Origin of the sequence: Simplicispira hankyongi, from assembly GCF_003570885.1 — a bacterium.
Taxonomy (GTDB): Bacteria; Pseudomonadota; Gammaproteobacteria; order Burkholderiales; family Burkholderiaceae_C; genus Simplicispira; species Simplicispira hankyongi.
In genome coordinates this window covers 1,403,884-1,421,868 of sequence record NZ_QXJC01000001.1, presented here as the reverse complement: position 1 = coordinate 1,421,868, position 17,985 = coordinate 1,403,884, and the positions used below count along the sequence as shown (strand labels likewise).

The 17,985-nt window shown below is 63.1% G+C and carries 12 protein-coding genes; all 12 read left to right on the top strand.

Annotated features, from left to right (window positions below; all coding sequences use genetic code 11):
* Window positions 1-734: methyl-accepting chemotaxis protein (locus D3F03_RS06545; protein WP_245960510.1), on the top strand; the 734-nt coding region annotated here is incomplete at its 5' end.
* A gap of 37 nt (window positions 735-771) precedes the next feature.
* Window positions 772-2,226: a methyl-accepting chemotaxis protein gene (locus D3F03_RS06540; protein WP_119108466.1), complete on the top strand. Its 1,455-nt coding sequence runs from the start codon at window positions 772-774 to the stop codon at window positions 2,224-2,226.
* Between the two features lie 33 nt (window positions 2,227-2,259).
* Window positions 2,260-4,557: a hybrid sensor histidine kinase/response regulator gene (locus tag D3F03_RS06535; RefSeq protein ID WP_119108465.1), complete on the top strand. Its 2,298-nt coding sequence runs from the start codon at window positions 2,260-2,262 to the stop codon at window positions 4,555-4,557.
* Between the two features lie 22 nt (window positions 4,558-4,579).
* Window positions 4,580-5,626: a chemotaxis-specific protein-glutamate methyltransferase CheB gene (gene cheB, locus D3F03_RS06530; RefSeq protein ID WP_119108464.1), complete on the top strand. Its 1,047-nt coding sequence runs from the start codon at window positions 4,580-4,582 to the stop codon at window positions 5,624-5,626.
* Window positions 5,627-5,639: 13 nt separating this feature from the next.
* Window positions 5,640-8,954, top strand: coding sequence for an EAL domain-containing protein (locus D3F03_RS06525; protein WP_119108463.1), 3,315 nt, complete (start codon window positions 5,640-5,642; stop codon window positions 8,952-8,954).
* A 464-nt stretch (window positions 8,955-9,418) separates the two neighbouring features.
* Window positions 9,419-10,654, top strand: coding sequence for a 3-methyl-2-oxobutanoate dehydrogenase (2-methylpropanoyl-transferring) subunit alpha (locus D3F03_RS06520; RefSeq protein WP_119108462.1), 1,236 nt, complete (start codon window positions 9,419-9,421; stop codon window positions 10,652-10,654).
* A gap of 3 nt (window positions 10,655-10,657) precedes the next feature.
* The gene (locus D3F03_RS06515) at window positions 10,658-11,710 is read left to right on the top strand and encodes an alpha-ketoacid dehydrogenase subunit beta (RefSeq protein WP_245960509.1); all 1,053 of its coding nucleotides are present in this window, start codon (window positions 10,658-10,660) and stop codon (window positions 11,708-11,710) included.
* A gap of 2 nt (window positions 11,711-11,712) precedes the next feature.
* Complete coding sequence (locus D3F03_RS06510) at window positions 11,713-13,020, top strand: dihydrolipoamide acetyltransferase family protein (protein ID WP_119108609.1); 1,308 nt, start codon at window positions 11,713-11,715, stop codon at window positions 13,018-13,020.
* Between the two features lie 4 nt (window positions 13,021-13,024).
* The gene (lpdA, locus tag D3F03_RS06505) at window positions 13,025-14,422 is read left to right on the top strand and encodes a dihydrolipoyl dehydrogenase (protein ID WP_119108461.1); all 1,398 of its coding nucleotides are present in this window, start codon (window positions 13,025-13,027) and stop codon (window positions 14,420-14,422) included.
* 203 nt (window positions 14,423-14,625) lie between these two features.
* Complete coding sequence (gene guaD / locus D3F03_RS06500) at window positions 14,626-15,921, top strand: guanine deaminase (protein WP_119108460.1); 1,296 nt, start codon at window positions 14,626-14,628, stop codon at window positions 15,919-15,921.
* 229 nt (window positions 15,922-16,150) lie between these two features.
* Entirely contained in the window at window positions 16,151-16,717 is a 567-nt protein-coding gene (gene dcd / locus D3F03_RS06495; RefSeq protein WP_119108459.1) for a dCTP deaminase, read from the top strand.
* Between the two features lie 250 nt (window positions 16,718-16,967).
* The gene (gene ypfJ, locus D3F03_RS06490; protein ID WP_119108458.1) at window positions 16,968-17,834 is read left to right on the top strand and encodes a KPN_02809 family neutral zinc metallopeptidase; all 867 of its coding nucleotides are present in this window, start codon (window positions 16,968-16,970) and stop codon (window positions 17,832-17,834) included.
* Window positions 17,835-17,985 lie beyond the last annotated feature (151 nt).

The window sequence follows — 17,985 nt, the reverse complement described above, 5'->3', positions numbered from 1 at the left end:
TGAGCGAGACCACGGCAACGGTGGAAGAGGTGAAGCAGGCCGCCGGAGTATCGAGCCAGAAGGCCAAGTACGTCTCGGAGAGCGCGCAGAAGGTGGCGCAAGTGTCGCAGGCTGGGCGCAAATCGGTGGAGGACACGATTGCCGGGATGCAGCGCATCCAGGAGCAGATGGAGTCGGTTGCCGAGAGCATCGTGCGGCTGTCGGAGCAAGGCCAGGCGATTGGCGAGATCATTGCCGCCGTGAACGATTTGTCAGAGCAGTCGAATCTGCTGGCGGTGAATGCCGCGATCGAGGCGGCCAGGGCAGGCGAGCAGGGCAAAGGCTTCGCAGTTGTCGCTCAGGAAATCAAGAGCCTGGCCGAACAGTCCAAGCAGGCGACCGCGCAGGTGCGCACGATTCTGGGCGACATTCAAAAGGCGACCGGTGCCGCGGTAATGGCGACCGAGCAGGGAGCCAAGGCGGTGGAGGCGGGCCTGAAGCAGTCTGGCGAAGCGGGCGAGTCGATCCGGTTGCTTGCCGAGAGCGTGAGCGAAGCGGCGCAAGCGGCGATGCAGATCGCCGCCTCGAGCCAGCAGCAGATGGTGGGCATGGACCAAGTGGCGTTGGCGATGGAGAACATCAAGCAGGCGAGCCTGCAAAACGTCGCGGGCACCAGGCAAGCCGAGACCGCCGCGCACAGCCTGCACGAACTGGGACAAAAGCTCAAGGGGCTGGCGGAGCAGTACAAGGTATGACGGCAAGCCTCAATAGCCGAATTCTGAGAGAGTAACTATGACTATCGGAAAAAAAATAATCGGCGGCTACGTTGTCGTACTGGCGCTGCTGACGATCGTGGCAGGTGTCGCGTTCTACTCGCTGAAGGCAACCGAAAGTGCGTACGCGGCGTTTCTGGACGAAGACACTCAGTCCATTATTGTCGCCAAGGAGCTCGGGGGGGAGGCGAGAGACCAGGTCGCGCAGTACCGTGGCCTGTTACTTTTTCCGGAACAGCGCTCCCGGCTGGTGAATGAGCTGCGGGAGAGCCACCACCAGTTCGATACGCTGCTAGACAAGGTGCGCAGCCTCTCACGTTCGGATGCGGGGGTGCGTCTCGCAGATGAGATCGCCAATGCCCAGAAAAAATACAGGGAGGGCCAGGAGGAGGGGATCCGGCTGATAGAGGGCGGAAAGCTCAAGGAGGCGCTCGCCCTGAACGACAAGCTGCTTCCATTTGCCTTGGTGTTGCGCCAGAAATCCGATCAATACATCAAGCGGCAGCAGGAGCAGTTGGCCGAAGGGCGGGCTGAGGTTTCACGGACCCTCGATCACACCTTCCTGCTGTTGTTGTCGATATCAGGCGTTGCCATCGTCCTGGGGCTGGCGTTCGGAGCGCTTCTGACGCGGTCCATCACGCGGCAGCTCCGGGAGGCTATCAATCAGCTGTCATCGTCCTCGTCTGAGATTCTTGCCACCACGACGCAAGTGGCGTCCGGTGCGGCGGAGACGGCCAGCGCGGTAAGCGAGACCACGGCAACGGTGGAAGAGGTGAAGCAGGCCGCCGGAGTATCGAGCCAGAAGGCCAAGTACGTCTCGGAGAGCGCGCAGAAGGTGGCGCAAGTGTCGCAGGCTGGGCGCAAATCGGTGGAGGACACGATTGCCGGGATGCAGCGCATCCAGGAGCAGATGGAGTCGGTTGCCGAGAGCATCGTGCGGCTGTCGGAGCAAGGCCAGGCGATTGGCGAGATCATTGCCGCCGTGAACGATTTGTCAGAGCAGTCGAATCTGCTGGCGGTGAATGCCGCGATCGAGGCGGCCAGGGCAGGCGAGCAGGGCAAAGGCTTCGCAGTTGTCGCTCAGGAAATCAAGAGCCTGGCCGAACAGTCCAAGCAGGCGACCGCGCAGGTGCGCACGATTCTGGGCGACATTCAAAAGGCGACCGGTGCCGCGGTAATGGCGACCGAGCAGGGAGCCAAGGCGGTGGAGGCGGGCCTGAAGCAGTCTGGCGAAGCGGGCGAGTCGATCCGGTTGCTTGCCGAGAGCGTGAGCGAAGCGGCGCAAGCGGCGATGCAGATCGCCGCCTCGAGCCAGCAGCAGATGGTGGGCATGGACCAAGTGGCGTTGGCGATGGAGAACATCAAGCAGGCGAGCCTGCAAAACGTCGCGGGCACCAGGCAGGCCGAGACCGCCGCGCACAGCCTGCACGAGTTGGGGCAGAACCTGGGCGCCATGATCGGCAGCAAGGCCTGATCAACGGGGGCGGCAGCACAGGACTGGAGAGCCATGGCCACCAACAGCGACGACGATTTCCTGAAGAAACTCCTCGTGACCTTTCGCGTCGAGGCGGGCGAGCACATCCAGGCGATGTCCTCGGGACTGGTCGAACTTGAAAAACTGCCGGCGGGGGAGTCGCGGTCGGAAAGCGTTGAGAGAATCTACCGTGAAGCGCACAGCCTCAAGGGTGCGGCGCGCGCGGTGAACCTCGCGGAAATGGAATCGGTTTGCCATGCCCTGGAGAGTGTGTTCGCTGGGTTCAAGCGCAACCGTGTTGCCGCCACGCCTGCACTTTTCGATCTGCTGCATCAAACGCTGGAGGTGCTCCGCGGGCTGCTTGATTTCTCCGGCCAGGCCAAGGCGGGCGCCCAGAAGCAGTCGGTTGCGGCGTTGGTGCGCCGGCTTGAGGCTGCATTGCAAGATGCGTCCCCTGTGGTGCAGGATGCGCCTGCCCCGCCGTCCGCCGTGCCCGCCGAGCTGGGCGTGAATGCCGACCCGGCTGCTGGGCTGCAGACTTCCAACCGGGAGACCGAGACCATACGGGTGCGCACCGCGAAGCTTGACTCGGTGATGCGCCAGACGGAGGAGTTGCTTGCGCCGCGGCTGGCGGCGGGCGAGCGGGCGCGCGAACTGCGGGAGCTCGGGGCTACGCTTGGTGCCTGGAAAAAGGAGTTCGCCAAGCTTCGGCCTGCCATGCGGGCGGTGGAACGGTCGTTTGGACAATCAAAAAAACCAAATGGCGCTGCCATAGTGCAGCGGGAATTGGTACAGCTGCTCGAGTATCTGGATGCGGAGCCCCCGCTAATAAAGCTTCTGGAGGACCGGCTGGCGAAGCTGGAGGCGTCAGCCGCGCACGATCATCGCGCCTTGAGCGCCATGGTGGACGGCCTCCTGCACGATGTGAAGGAAATGCACATGCTGGCGTTCTCTTCACTGCTCGAAGCCTTCCCACGGCTGGGTCGCGAGCTTGCGCGCAATCAAGGCAAGCAGGTGGAGCTGATGATTCGCGGGGATGAGATTGAAATCGACCGGCGGATTCTTGAGCAGATCAAAGACCCGCTCAATCATCTGTTTCGAAACAGCATCGATCACGGCGTGGAGTCGCCGGCGGTGCGTGAGCGCAAAGGCAAGCCGGCGCATGCGACGCTCACCATCGCCGTTGCGCACAAGGACGGCAGCAAAGTCGAGATACTGGTCGCCGACGACGGGACGGGTATCGATGTGGCGAAGGTCAAGGCTGCTGCGGCGAAGCTTGGGGTGATGTCTGCGGAGGATCTGGAAAAGTTGAACGAACGCGAGGCGCTGGCACTGGTGTTTCAGTCCGGCCTCTCTACCAGCCCTATCGTTACCGACCTTTCGGGGCGGGGTCTGGGGCTCGCCATCGTGCGCGAGAGAGTCGAGCGGCTGGGCGGCACCATCGCTCTGGAGGTGCAGCCAGGCGCCGGCACGACCTTCCGCATCGTGCTGCCGCTGACGCTTGCCACGTTTCGGGGCGTGCTCGTTCGCGCCGGCGATCGGCTGTTCATCATTCCAGCAGTCAGCGTGGAACGGGTGGCGCTGGTGGCGGCGAAGGATATCCAGACGGTGGAGAACCGCGAAACGATCGCCCTCGACGGACAGGCGCTGTCGCTGGTCCATTTGGCCGATGTGCTGGAAATTCCGCATGTAAGAGGAGTGTCTGCAGACAATGTCCAGGTAGTGGTGCTCGGCCTGGGCGTTGATCGCATTGCATTCCGGGTGGATGCGGTCCTCGCGGAGCAGGAGGTGCTGGTCAAGGGGCTTGGGCCGCAACTTAAGCGCGTGCGCAACCTCGCTGGCGCGAGCGTCTTGGGGACGGGCCAGGTGGTGCCGGTCCTGAATGTGCCCGACATGATGCAGTCGGCCATTAGGCCAGCGGCAAGCCCGCTAGCGAGCGTCATTGGCGAGCAGCACGTGTCTGCAGTGAAACGGTCCATCCTGGTCGCCGAGGATTCGATCACCTCAAGGGCCCTGATAAAGAACATCCTGGAATCGGCGGGCTACAGCGTCACCACCGCGGTGGACGGGGTCGAGGCCTACACGGCGCTCAAGGCGGGAACTTTCGATTTGCTCGTGTCGGACGTGGAAATGCCGCGCATGGACGGCTTCGATCTCACGGCGAAGGTGCGCTCGGACAAGCGGCTTGCACAAATGCCGGTTGTGCTGGTGACGGCACTTGAGTCGCGCGAGCACCGCGAGCGCGGCATTGACGTCGGTGCCAACGCGTACATCGTAAAAAGCAGCTTCGAGCAGAGCAACCTGCTGGAAATTGTCCGGCGGCTGATATGAGCACGAGCAGGCGGAGTTGCCCATGATTAAAGTCCTGGTGGTGGAAGACTCACCCGTGGTGCGCGAGTTTCTCGTTCACATTCTCAGCGCGGATGCCGCCATCCAAGTCATCGGGACGGCGAACGATGGTGAGCAGGCGCTTGTGGCTGTTGCACGCCAACGGCCTGATGTCATCACGATGGACATCCATATGCCCAAGCTGGATGGTTTGGAAGCCACGCGCCGGATCATGGAAACGTACCCCACGCCTATCGTGATCGTCAGTGGGAGCACGGATCCGCGCGAGGTCTCGACGACGTTTCGTGCCGTTGAAGCGGGGGCCGTGGCAGTTCTGCGTCGGCCGGCGGGCATCGGTCATCCGGACCATGAAGCCACCGCCCGTGAGCTGGTCCAGACCGTGAAATTGATGTCCGAAGTCAAGGTGATCAGGCGTTGGCCCAAGGCGCTGCGCCAACCGCAAGTTCTGCCCCCTGCGCAAGCCCATTTCGTGCCGGTCGCGGCGAAAGCAAGGGTGATAGCCATCGGTGCCTCGACCGGCGGTCCGCCGGTGCTGCAAACCATTCTCGCGGCGCTGCCGCAGGGTTTCCCGGTACCGGTACTGATTGTGCAGCACATGGCGATCGGTTTTACCCAGGGCTTTGTTCAGTGGTTGGCGCAAACGTCCAGTCTGCCTGTTCATCTCGCCGCGCATGATGAGCCTATTCGTCCGGGCCATGTGTATGTGGCTCCCGATGAATTTCAGATGCGGATGGAGCGGGGTGGAAAAATCGTACTAACCAAAGACGAGCCCGAGAACGGCTTGCGCCCCTCGGTTTCCTATCTTCTGCGTTCGGTCGCCGAAGTCTATGGACGTGATGCAGTCGCTGGCTTGCTGACCGGTATGGGACGCGACGGCGTCGAGGAGCTGAAGCTGCTGCGGGACAGGGGTGCGACGACATTCGCTCAGGACAAGGAAAGTTCCGTGGTGCACGGCATGCCGGGCGAGGCGATCAAGCTCGATGCGGTGACGCTGGTTCTCCCGCCGGAGAAGATCGCCCCGGTGTTAATAAGCTTGGTGTGCAAAAAATAAGACAGAACGATCCATGAAAACCAACCAGAAAACGAACGGCAAGGTGGAGGTTCTCATTGCCGAGGACAGTCCAACCCAGGCGGCGCAGCTTGCGCACCTGCTCGAGCAGAGAGGTTATTTGGTGACGGCCGCCGCCAACGGCCGCGAGGCGCTCGCATTGCTCGCACGCTGCAAGCCCAGCCTGGTGATCAGCGACGTCGTGATGCCCGAGCTCGATGGCTACGGTTTGTGCAAGGCGATCAAGGCGGACGAGAGCCTGAGGGACATTCCGGTCATGCTGGTAACCACGCTCTCGGACCCTCAGGATGTGATCCGGGGGCTGGAGTGCGGAGCAGACAATTTCATCCGCAAACCTTATGGCGGGGACTACCTGCTGTCGCGCATTGACTACCTGCTGATGAACCTGGAGATGCGCAAGAGCCAGAAGATGCAGATGGGCCTTGAGATTGAACTCGGCGGTCAAAAGCATCTTATTACCGCCGAGCGGCAACAGATGCTCGATCTGTTGATTTCGACCTACGAACAGGCGGTGGAGATCAACAGCGAGCTCAGGCTACGCAAGACGGAATTGGAGCATTCGAACCAGGTACTGCATGGGTTGGGCAGTATCGTGGCCGGTCTAAATCAAGCAATTACCGAACGTGAGGTGGCAGAAGTTGCATTAGAACGGGCTTTGGAGTTACCCGGGGTTCAGGCTGGCTGGATATCGCTATGGGAAAGGGAGTCGAGCTTTCGGACCGTGGCCGCGCGCAATCTGCCGCCAGCCTTGTTGCGTGAAGGTGCCATGGATGGATTGTGCGACTGCCGGCGCCGTTTTCTCGCGGGAGAGTTGGGCCATGTCGGCAACATCATGGAATGCGAACGCTTTAAAGGGGGCAAGGGCGACATGCAGGGCTTGCGGTACCACGCCAGCGTGCCCTTGTGGACCGGTGACCGGGCCATGGGCGTTATGAACCTGGTCGGGCCTGAGCAGGGTCTGTTTGACGAAGTGGAGCTGAAGATGCTGTGCGTCGTCGGCAACCAAGTTGCGGTGGCGCTGGAGCGCGCCAGGTTGCACGAGCATTTGGAGCAGTTGGTCCAGGAGCGGACCGCCGCGCTGACGCTGGAAGTCGCGGAGCGCAAGCGTATTCAGGAGGAGCAGGCGCGGCTGGTAGCGATCATTGAGGCAACCCCCGACTTGATTGGTACCGCGACGCTGGATGGCCGAATGCTTTACAGCAATCAGGCAGGCTTGCAATTGATGGGGATTGAAGAGAAGGATTTGCCAAAGATCCGAAGTCAGGATATTTATCCGGAATGGGCCGGCAAGCTGGTGATGGAGGAAGGTATTCCGCATGCGCTCAGCCATGGGGTATGGAGTGGGGAAACGGCCATCCTCGGGCCGGACGGCCGCGAGATTCCGGTTCTTCAGGTGATTCTCGCCCACAAGGGACACAACGAATCGGTGGAGTATTTGTCCACCATCGCGCGCGACATCACTCTGCGCAAGGTGCAGGAATCAAAGATTGAGTTCCTAAATAGAATTTACAGCGTGCTCAGCGGCATCAATACAACAATTGTGCGTGTCCGTGAGGAAGGGGAGTTGTTCAGGGAAGCCTGTCGCATCGCGGTGGATCAAGGTAGGTTTACTTTTGCGTGGATAGGAAAATATGCCGCAGACAGCCAGCAGGTGACGCCGGTCGCCCAGGCTGGCCACGATGACGGATATCTGGCGCAGGTCAATTTGACAACCCATGATGACGCACCAGGAAGTTGTGCGTTAACCGCACAAGCCTTGACCGAAGCGAAGCCGGTGATCTGCAATGACATCGCCAGCGACGAACGCATCGCCACCTGGCGCGACGAGGCGCTGAGCCGTGGCTACCGCTCAGTGGTAGTGCTCCCCCTCATTCTGGAGGGTAAGCCGGTCGGCGTGTTCGTGCTCTATGCGGCGGAAACAGGTGTTTTCGATGAGGAGGAAATGCGGCTTTTGATTGAAATAGCGGGAGATATTTCATTCGCCATGGATAACCTGAAAAAAGAAGGGAGACTCAATTATCTGGCCTACTATGATGCTATTACCGGTCTACCGAATCGCACGGTGTTTTACGATCGCTTGGGCCAGCATCTGCATGACGTGAGAAGTGGAGAAACGGTGGCGGTTCTGGCCATCGATTTGGAGCGTTTTAGAGGTATCAATGAGACGTTTGGGCGGCACGCTGGGGATGCATTGCTGAAAATGGTAGCCGAGCGCCTAATTGAAACGGGGGTTGGGGTGGACCATCTGGCGCGTATCAACGCAGACTGTTTTTCCATGGTTTTGTCAAATATCAGGGAAGAGGCAGATGTGGTGCGCTTCTTTGAGAGTCAGGTTGCGACATCCCTGGGCAGACCCTTCACGCTGGAAGGTCAGGAACTGCGCATATCGGCCAGAACGGGTATCGCTATTTTCCCTAATGATGGAAAAGATGCCGATGCCTTGTTCCGCAACGCCGAAGCTGCTCTGAAGAAAAGCAAGCTCTCGGGTGACAAGTATTTGTTCTATACCCCGGTGCTCAATGCCCGGGTCGCCGAGAAGCTGACACTTGAGAACAAGCTGCGTAGGGCACTCGAGCTAGAACAACTGGTTCTACATTACCAGCCTAAAGTCGATCTCAAGAGCAACCAGATCGTGGGGGTGGAGGCGTTGATGCGCTGGAACGATCCGGAAACCGGCTTGGTCCCGCCATGGAAATTCATTCCACTGCTTGAAGAAACCGGGATGATCATTGAGGCGGGCGCCTGGGCTTTGGCGCAAGCGATGACGGATTTCCGTGGATGGCAGGCGAAAGGCTTGATCGCCCCTCGCATTGCCGTCAATGTTTCGCAAGTTCAACTGCGAAGAAAAGATTTCGTCAGTACTGTAGAACGCGTATTAAGCAGTTTAGGAAGAGACAGCGGTGGGCTGGAGATTGAAATTACCGAGAGCCTGATCATGGAGGATGTCGAAGCCAACATTCAGAAGCTTCATGCCATCCGGGAAATGGGTGTTGAGGTGGCGGTTGACGATTTCGGAACGGGCTACTCTTCGCTCAGCTATATCGCTAAGTTGCCGATCAATTCATTAAAAATTGATCGGGCATTCATCATCAACATGACCAGCAATGCCGACGATAGGAGCATTGTCTCTGCCATCATCTCCCTGGCGCATTCCCTGAACTTGCGGGTTATTGCGGAAGGCGTAGAAACCAATGAGCAGGCCAAGCTTCTTCGGCTGCTAAAGTGCAATGAAATTCAGGGCTTCCTATTCAGCCCGGGGGTTCCTGAAGCGAAAATTGAGGAATTCTTGCGCAATAAAAAAACCCTGTAGGGGGGCTCTAAAAACTGCTGTTTTCAGCCCAACACTGACTGAGGCGTTTTGTAGTTTCAGTTTCGCTTATTTTTTGAGCGCATCAACTCTGGCCGATGGCAGCGAAGAGTGCCTTCCGCTGTCAAACGTGCATGTGGCTGGCACGCACCCTTGAGCGCCAGGGGACGGCGTTGTGCGCGCGGCCCAGCCCAACCGGTTCACGCAACGGGAGCGAGCGACAACGGTGCCCGTGAGTGCCATGGCATAGCTCCGTCTCCGTCTGGGGTGGGGCGTCTCGTCTCGTTTCGTTTTTTGGGCTTGTGCAGCAACGCCGTGCCGGAGCAACAAGTTCCGTGCTGAGCAACCTGGGGTTCCGGGCTTAGAATTTCCGGTTGCGCTACCGCGCAAGAAGGGCGTACGCTGAAAGTTGGCGCATCGCCCGACCCGAAACCATGGCGCGACACCATCGCGCACGGAGACCGTGGATGACATCGCACACAGCCCTCAAGCTGCATGTGCCGGAGCCTACTGGGCGACCCGGCTGCAAGACGGATTTTTCTTTTTTGAGCGTATCGCCCGCTGGCGCGGTGCGCAGACCCCCACCCGATTGCCCCGCTGCCGAGACGGCCGACCTGGCCCAGCATCTGGTGCGCGTGCTGGACGAAGATGGCCAGGCCGTGGGGCCCTGGGCGCCGGCCCTGCACCCCGAGCGCCTGCGCCGCGGCCTGCGGGCCATGATGAAGACGCGCATCTTCGACGCCCGCATGCTGGTCGCACAGCGCCAGAAAAAGCTCTCGTTCTACATGCAGTGTCTGGGCGAGGAGGCGATTGCCGTGGCCCATGCGCTGGCACTCGAAGACGGCGATATGTGCTTTCCCACCTACCGCCAGCAGGGCCTGTTGCTCTCGCGGGACGACATCTCCATGGTGGAGCTGATCTGCCAACTCATGAGCAACGAGCGCGATCCGCTCAAGGGCCGGCAATTGCCGGTGATGTATTCGTACAAACGCGCCGGTTTCTTCTCGATCTCGGGCAACCTTGCCACCCAGGTCATCCAGGCCGTGGGCTGGGCCATGGCGTCGGCTATCAAGGGCGATACCAAAATTGCGTCGGGCTGGATTGGCGACGGCGCCACGGCCGAGGCCGACTTCCACACCGCGCTCACCTTTGCCCACGTGTACCGCGCGCCGGTCATCATCAACGTGGTCAACAACCAGTGGGCGATTTCCACCTTCCAGGCCATTGCCGGCGGTGAGGGCACCACGTTCGCCCAGCGCGGCGTGGGCTGCGGCATTGCCTCGCTGCGGGTGGACGGCAACGACTTCCTGGCCATCTACGCCGCCTCGCAGTGGGCGGCGCAGCGGGCCCGCTCCAACAACGGCCCCACGCTGATCGAGTGGGTGACCTACCGCGCCGGGCCGCATTCCACGTCGGACGATCCGTCCAAATACCGCCCGGCCGATGATTGGCAGCGCTTCCCGCTGGGTGACCCGATAGCGCGGCTCAAGCAACACTTGATTGCCATAGGCGACTGGACCGAAGCGCGCCACGACGCTGCCCAAAAGGAGCTGGAGGCCGAGGTGATCGCGGCGCAAAAGGAAGCCGAAAGCTACGGCACCCTGCTCGATGGCCGCGTGCCCAGCGCCGCGACCATGTTTGACGATGTCTACAAAGAAATGCCGGAGCACCTGCGCCGGCAGCGCCAGCAGTTGGGGGTTTGAGCCATGGAAACACAAGAAAAAAACCCTGCGGCGCTGGCGGGCGCCGTGCCCATGACCATGATCCAGGCGCTGCGCTCGGGCCTCGATGTGATGATGGAGCGTGACAGCAACGTTATCGTCTATGGGCAGGACGTGGGCTACTTCGGCGGCGTGTTCCGTGTGACCGAGGGCCTGCAGACCAAATACGGCAAGTCGCGCTGTTTCGATGCGCCGATTTCGGAAGGCGGCATCGTCGGCACGGCGGTGGGCATGGGTGCTTACGGGCTACGACCGGTGGTGGAAATCCAGTTTGCCGACTACTTTTACCCAGCCATGGACCAGATCGTCTCCGAGGCAGCGCGCCTGCGCCACCGCTCGGCAGGCGACTTCACGGCGCCCATCACCATCCGCATGCCCTGCGGCGGCGGCATCTACGGCGGGCAGACGCACAGCCAGAGTCCGGAAGCCATCTTCACGCATGTCTGCGGGGTGCGCACGGTCATGCCCAGCAACCCGTACGACGCCAAGGGCCTGCTGATTGCCTCCATTGAGAACGACGACCCGGTCATCTTCCTGGAGCCCAAGCGCATCTACAACGGCCCGTTCGACGGCCACCACGACCGGCCGGTGGTGCCCTGGTCCAAACATGAAATGGGCAAGGTGCCCGAGGGCTACTACACGCTGCCACTCGACAAGGCGGCGGTGTTCCGCCCCGGCAAGGCGGTGACGGTGCTGACCTACGGCACCATGGTCTGGGTATCGGAGTGCGCGGCGCGCGAAACCGAAGTGGACGCCGAGATCATCGACCTGCGCACCATCTGGCCGCTGGACCTGGAGACCGTGGTGGCCTCCGTCAAGAAGACGGGCCGCTGCGTCATCGTGCACGAGGCCACGGGCACTGGCGGCTTTGGCGCCGAACTGGCGGCCCTGGTGCAGCAGCATTGCTTCTACCACCTTGAAGCCCCCATCGAGCGCGTGACCGGCTGGGACACCCCCTACCCGCACGCCCAGGAATGGGCCTATTTCCCCGGGCCGCAGCGCGTTGGCGCGGCGCTCAAACGCGCAGTGGAGGCATGACCATGGGTATTTACGCAATCCGCGTGCCCGACATTGGCGAGGGCATTGCCGAAGTGGAGCTGGTCGTCTGGCACGTGCAGCCGGGCGATGTGGTGGCCGAAGACCAATCCATTGCCGACGTGATGACCGACAAGGCCACGGTGGAAATCCCGTCGCCCGTATCCGGCAAGGTGCTGGCCTTGGGCAGCGCCGTGGGCGACACCATTGCCGTCGGCTCGGAGCTGGTGCGACTGGAAGTGGAGGGTGCCGGGAATTTAAAGGAAAATTCGGCTCCAGCGCCCGCCCATCAAGCGCCAGTAGCTCCTGTTTCGGTAGCGAAAAATAATCCGCCTGCAGCCGCACCGGCCCAGCGCGTGGCTCCGGCGGAAGCTGCTCCCGCGTCCTTGCGCCCCGTTGCAGTGCCGCGCGGTGCGCCCGCCGTGGTGCGCACGGCAGGTGAGCGCCCACTCGCATCCCCCGCCGTGCGCCAGCGCGCGCTCGACATGGGCGTGGAGCTGCGCTTCGTGCACGGCAGTGGCCCGGCCGGGCGCATCCTGCAGGCTGACCTGGACGCCCATGCGGCCAGCGGCGGCCAGGCACCCGCCCAAGGCCCTGCGGGTTACGCCGAACGCCATGGCGAAGAGGCCATCCCCGTCATCGGTCTGCGCCGCAAGATTGCGCAGAAGATGCAGGAGTCCAAGCGCCGCATTCCGCATTTCAGCTACGTGGAGGAGATCGACGTCACCGAGCTGGAGGCCCTGCGCGCCAAGCTCAACCAACTGCACGGCGCCACGCGCGGCAAGCTCACGGTGCTGCCCTTCCTGGCGCGCGCCATGGTGCTGGCGCTGCGCGAGTTCCCGCAAATCAACGCCCGCTACGACGACGAGGCGGGCGTGGTCACGCGCTACGCCGGCGTGCACCTGGGTGTCGCCACGCAGACCGAGGGCGGGCTCATGGTGCCGGTGCTGCGCCACGCCGAAAGCCTGGACCTGTGGGCCTGCGCTGCCGGCATTGCCAGCGTGGCCGAAGGCGCGCGCAGTGGCAAGGCGGCGCGCGATGCGCTGTCGGGCTCCACCATCACGCTCACCAGCCTGGGGGCCTTGGGCGGCATTGCCAGCACGCCGGTCATCAACCACCCCGAGGTGGCCATCGTCGGCGTCAACCGCATCGTCGAGCGGCCCATGCTGCGGGGCGGTCAGGTGGTGGGCAGGCTGTTGATGAACCTCTCCTCCTCGTTCGACCACCGCGTGGTCGACGGCATGCACGCCGCGCAATTCATCCAGGCCATGCGCGCGCTGCTCGAAACCCCGGCCCTGTTGTTCGTGGAGTGAGGCGATGACGAAGGACATTACAACGAAATTGCTGGTTATCGGCGGCGGTCCCGGCGGCTACGTGGCCGCCATCCGTGCCGGGCAGCTGGGCATTCCCACCGTGCTGGTCGAGGGCGAGCGCCTGGGCGGCACCTGCCTGACCATTGGCTGCATCCCGTCCAAGGCGTTGATCCATGCCGCACATGAGTTCGAGCGGGCCCAGCACCATGCGGGCGGCTCGACGCTGGGCATCCGGGTGCAATCGCCCAGCCTCGACATTGCGCAGACGGTGCGCTGGAAGGATGGCATCGTCAACCGGCTCTCGGGCGGTGTGGGCGCGCTGCTGCGCAAGGCCGGGGTGCAGGTCATCAAAGGCTGGGCGCATATTGAAGATGGCAAGACGGTGCGCGTGCAGAGCGCCGAAGGCGAAGCCGTACAGGTGCGTTGCGAGCATTTGCTGCTGGCCACCGGCTCGGAACCGGTGGAGCTCCCCATGCTGCCCTTTGGCGGGCCGGTGGTGTCTTCGACGGGTGCGCTCTCGCCCGAAACCCTGCCGCGCCGCCTGGTGGTGGTGGGCGCGGGCTACATCGGGCTCGAACTCGGCATGGCCTACCGCAAGCTGGGCGTTGAGGTGGCGGTGGTCGAGGCGGCTGAACGCATCCTGCCCGGCTACGACGAGGAGCTGACGCAGCCCGTGCTCGATGCGCTGGAAAAAAGCGGTGTGGTGCTGCACCTGGGCTGCAGCGTGCAGGGTTTTGACGAAAAGCACGGCGTACATGTGCGCAGCGCCCGCGCGGACGAATTCGCGCTGCCCGCTGACCGCGTGCTTGTCGCCGTGGGCCGCAGGCCGCGCACCGCGGGCTTTGGCCTGGAGTCGCTGCAGCTCGACATGGCGGGGCGCTTTGTGGCGGTGGACGCGCAGTGCCGCACCTCCATGCGGGGCGTTTGGGCCATTGGCGACCTTACGGGCGACCCGATGCTCGCGCACCGTGCCATGGCGCAGGGCGAAGTGGTGGCCGAGGTGATTGCGGGCCAGGCACGGCGCTTCGAGCCCATGGCCATCCCCGCCGTGTGCTTTACCGACCCCGAAGTGGTGGTGGTGGGCCGCACGCCGGGCGAGGCGCGTGCCGCCGGGCTCGACTGCACCGACGCTGCTTTCCCCTTTGCCGCCAATGGCCGCGCCATGACGCTGGAAGCCACCAAAGGCTTTGTGCGCGTGGTGGCGCGACGCGACAACCACCTCATCCTGGGCTGGCAGGCGGTGGGGCAAGGGGTGGCGGAGCTGGCGGCGGCGTTTACCCTGTCGATTGAGATGGGCGCGCGGCTCGAAGACGTGGCCGGCACCATCCATGCCCACCCCACGCTGGGCGAGGCGGTGCAGGAAGCGGCGCTGCGGGCGCTGGGGCACGCGGTGCATATTTGAAGCACCCCCCTGTGCGGCTGCGCCGCTTCCCCCCGCTCTCGCATCGCTGCGGGCAGGGGGACGCCACCGGTGCGGCGGGGCGGCCCTTGCACGGTGGCCCTGGCCTGGGCCGTGCCGGTTTCCATCGGCGTGCGCAATGCGTGCACCTAAAACGGGGGAGCACGCCGAAGAAATGAGTCTTTGGGTCCGCTAAGCTCTCGCCCATGCAAATCTACCGTGCTGCCCTGTTGCGGTTTTCCGACGATGGTCGGGCCATTTACGACGAAGACGGCCTGCTCGCCATGGCCCCCGATGCCGAGGGCCGCCAGCGCGTGCAGGCCGCTGGTGCCTGGCAGGCCCTGCACCGCCAGTTCGCCGGCCATCCGGTCACGCACCTGCCTGGCCGGATCCTGGCGCCGGGTTTCGTGGACATGCACATCCACTTCCCGCAGACCGACATCATCGGCTCGCCCGCCGAGGGCCTGCTGCCCTGGCTGGAGCAGTACACCTTTCCAGAAGAGAGCCGCTTTCACATGGACGCGCATGGCGCGCAGGTGGCTGAATTCTTCGTCGATGAACTGCTGCGCAACGGCGTGACCACCGCGCTGGCCTTTGCCACCTCGCACCCGCAGTCGGTGGATGCGCTGATGGCCGAGGCGCAGCGCCGCAGCCTGCGCCTTATCTGCGGCAAGGTGCTGCAAGACCGCCACTCGCCCGACGGCGTGCGCGACGCCACCGAGCAAAGCCTGCTGGATTCCGAAGACTTGATCCGCCGCTGGCATGGCGTGGACCGGCTGGGCTACGCCATCACGCCGCGCTTTGCGCCCACCAGCACCACCGAGCAACTGCGCGGCGCGGGCGAACTGGCGGCGCGCCACCCTAGCGTGTGGATTCAATCGCACGTGGCAGAAAACCTGGACGAAGTGCGCTGGGTGCGCGAGCTGTTCCCGCGCTCGCGCAGCTACCTGGCGGTGTACGACGGCTTCGGCTTGATGCGCGAGCGGGCCGTGTACGCGCACTGCATCCACCTCGACGAGGTCGACCGCGCGCTGATGCGCGAGCGCCGGACGGCAGCGGCGGTCTGCCCGACGAGCAACCTGTTCCTCGGCAGCGGCTTCTTCGACTTCGCGCGGGCCGACGCCGCCGGTTTCCGCTACGGCCTGGCGAGCGACGTGGGCGGCGGCACGAGCTTTTCGCCCTTCCAGACCATGATGGCGGCCTACTATGTGGGGCGCACGGCGGTGGAAGGCGTCCTGCCCAAGCAGGGCGTGTCGCTGCCGCCCTCCACGCTGTGGTGGCGCCACACGGCCGGTGCGGCGCAGGCGCTGGGCCTGGGTGGCGTGATCGGCAACCTGCAGCCCGGCTGCGAGGGCGATTTCGTCGTGCTCAACCCGCAGGCCACGCCGCTCCTGGCGCGCCGCACGGCGCAGGCGTGCAACCTGGAAGAGCTGCTTTTCGCGATGATCGTGCTCGGCGACGACAGGCTGATTGAAAGCACAGTGATTTCTCAAGCAAAATAGGGCTCTAGCGCATATTCCATAAGCGCATACAGCTATCGAAACCATAGTACCTGCCAAGGACGTGGCGTCCTGGGTTGCAAGCTGGCTTCAGAAAGGCGCCGAGAATCGCCGCCATGCGGCGTTGCAAATCCGCGCGATAGCTGCGGCTATCGCTGTGGTTTGCGCCTTGCCTGACGACGATTTCGACCCCTTTCCTTTTTCAGTCAACTTCCAACCCAGGACACCTGCGATGAGCATCAAAAGCGACAAATGGATTCGCCGCATGGCGGAGCAGACCGGCATGATCGAGCCCTTCGAGCCCGGACAGGTGCGCGAGGTAGCGGGCCAGAAAATCATCAGCTACGGCACCAGCAGCTATGGCTACGACATCCGCTGCGCGCCCGAATTCAAGGTCTTCACCAACATCCACAGCACGGTGGTGGACCCGAAAAACTTCGACGAGAAAAGCTTTGTCGATTTCCATGGCGAGAGCTGCATCATTCCGCCCAACAGCTTTGCGCTGGCGCGCACCATGGAGTACTTCCGCATTCCGCGCAACGTGCTGACCATCTGCCTGGGCAAGAGCACCTACGCGCGCTGCGGCATCATCGTCAACGTCACGCCCTTCGAGCCCGAATGGGAAGGCTATGTGACGCTGGAATTCTCCAACACCACGCCGCTGCCGGCGCGCATTTATGCGGGCGAGGGCTGCGCCCAGGTGCTGTTTTTCGAGAGCGACGAGGTCTGCGAGACCAGCTACAAAGACCGCGGCGGCAAGTACCAGGGCCAGGTGGGCGTGACGCTGCCCAAGGCGTGATCGCCCTCGGCCCCTGTGCCGGCACCTGCACGGATGAGGCGCACCATAATGGCGCCGCAGCCGGGCGCCGCCCGCTAGTGTCCTGAGTTGGAAATTCGTTTCATAAAGACGCCGAGAATCGCCCCCATGCTGCGTTGCAAATCCTCGCGATAGCGATGGCTATCGCTGTGGTTTGCGCCTGGCCTGGAGACGATTTCGACATCTTTATTTCATCAACGAACTTCCAACTCAGGACATTAAGGAGCCGCATATGCGATGGGAAGGCAACAGAGAATCCGACAACGTCGAAGACCGGCGCGACGGCGGTGGGGGCGTGCCGGGGTTTGGCGGGCGCAGCATTGGCATTGGCACCATCGTGGTGGCGCTCCTTGGCGGCTGGGCGCTGGGCATCAACCCGCTGACCATCCTGGGGCTGCTCAGCGGCGGCAGCCCGGCGCAGGTGCAGCAGGCGCCTGCCAGGCACCCGCCCGCGGACGACAAGATGGCGCGCTTCGTTTCGACCGTGCTGGCCGATACCGAAGATGTCTGGACCGATGTTTTCCGCCAGCAGGGCGGCACGTACCAGAAGCCGCATCTGGTGCTGTTTCGCGGCGCCACGCCCACGGCCTGCGGCACCGGGCAGTCGGCCATGGGGCCGTTTTACTGTCCTGCGGACCGCAAGGTGTACATCGACCTCGGGTTTTACGAAATGCTCAAGAACCGGCTTGGTGCCCCGGGTGACTTTGCCCAGGCGTATGTGATTGCGCATGAGGTTGGCCACCACGTGCAGAACCTGCTGGGCATCAGCCAAAAGATGGATCAGGCACGTGGCCGGGTTTCGCAGGCCGATTACAACCGGCTGTCGGTGCGGCTTGAGCTCCAGGCCGACTGCTTTGCCGGGGTCTGGGCCAACCATGCCCAGCAGGCGCGCCAGATCCTGGAGCAGGGCGATGTCGAAGAGGCCATGAACGCGGCCGCGAAGATTGGCGACGATGCCTTGCAGCGCGCCGGTGGCGGTGCGGTGGTGCCTGAGAGCTTTACCCACGGCACCAGCGCGCAGCGCCAGCACTGGTTCGATACGGGGCTGCAAAGCGGCAGCCTTCAGCGTTGCGACACCTTCTCGGCGCGCGCTCTGTAGCCCCTGCGGGAGGCGGCGCTGGCCTCCTGCGACTCACGGTGCGACAATAGCGGGCTTAGGCAACGCTGAACAAGCCCCTCGCGCACGGCGCATCCCTGGCTCGGGACGGTCTGCGGCGTTGCAAACCCTCGCGATAGCTGCGGCTATCGCT

Coding starts and splice junctions, on each gene's coding strand:
- guaD (WP_119108460.1), top strand. CDS start 14,626: ATGCAAATCTACCGTGCTGCCCTGTTGCGGTTTTCCGACGATGGTCGG.
- D3F03_RS06520 (WP_119108462.1), top strand. CDS start 9,419: ATGACATCGCACACAGCCCTCAAGCTGCATGTGCCGGAGCCTACTGGG.
- cheB (WP_119108464.1), top strand. CDS start 4,580: ATGATTAAAGTCCTGGTGGTGGAAGACTCACCCGTGGTGCGCGAGTTT.
- dcd (WP_119108459.1), top strand. CDS start 16,151: ATGAGCATCAAAAGCGACAAATGGATTCGCCGCATGGCGGAGCAGACC.
- D3F03_RS06535 (WP_119108465.1), top strand. CDS start 2,260: ATGGCCACCAACAGCGACGACGATTTCCTGAAGAAACTCCTCGTGACC.
- D3F03_RS06510 (WP_119108609.1), top strand. CDS start 11,713: ATGGGTATTTACGCAATCCGCGTGCCCGACATTGGCGAGGGCATTGCC.
- D3F03_RS06540 (WP_119108466.1), top strand. CDS start 772: ATGACTATCGGAAAAAAAATAATCGGCGGCTACGTTGTCGTACTGGCG.
- D3F03_RS06525 (WP_119108463.1), top strand. CDS start 5,640: ATGAAAACCAACCAGAAAACGAACGGCAAGGTGGAGGTTCTCATTGCC.
- ypfJ (WP_119108458.1), top strand. CDS start 16,968: ATGCGATGGGAAGGCAACAGAGAATCCGACAACGTCGAAGACCGGCGC.
- D3F03_RS06515 (WP_245960509.1), top strand. CDS start 10,658: ATGGAAACACAAGAAAAAAACCCTGCGGCGCTGGCGGGCGCCGTGCCC.
- lpdA (WP_119108461.1), top strand. CDS start 13,025: ATGACGAAGGACATTACAACGAAATTGCTGGTTATCGGCGGCGGTCCC.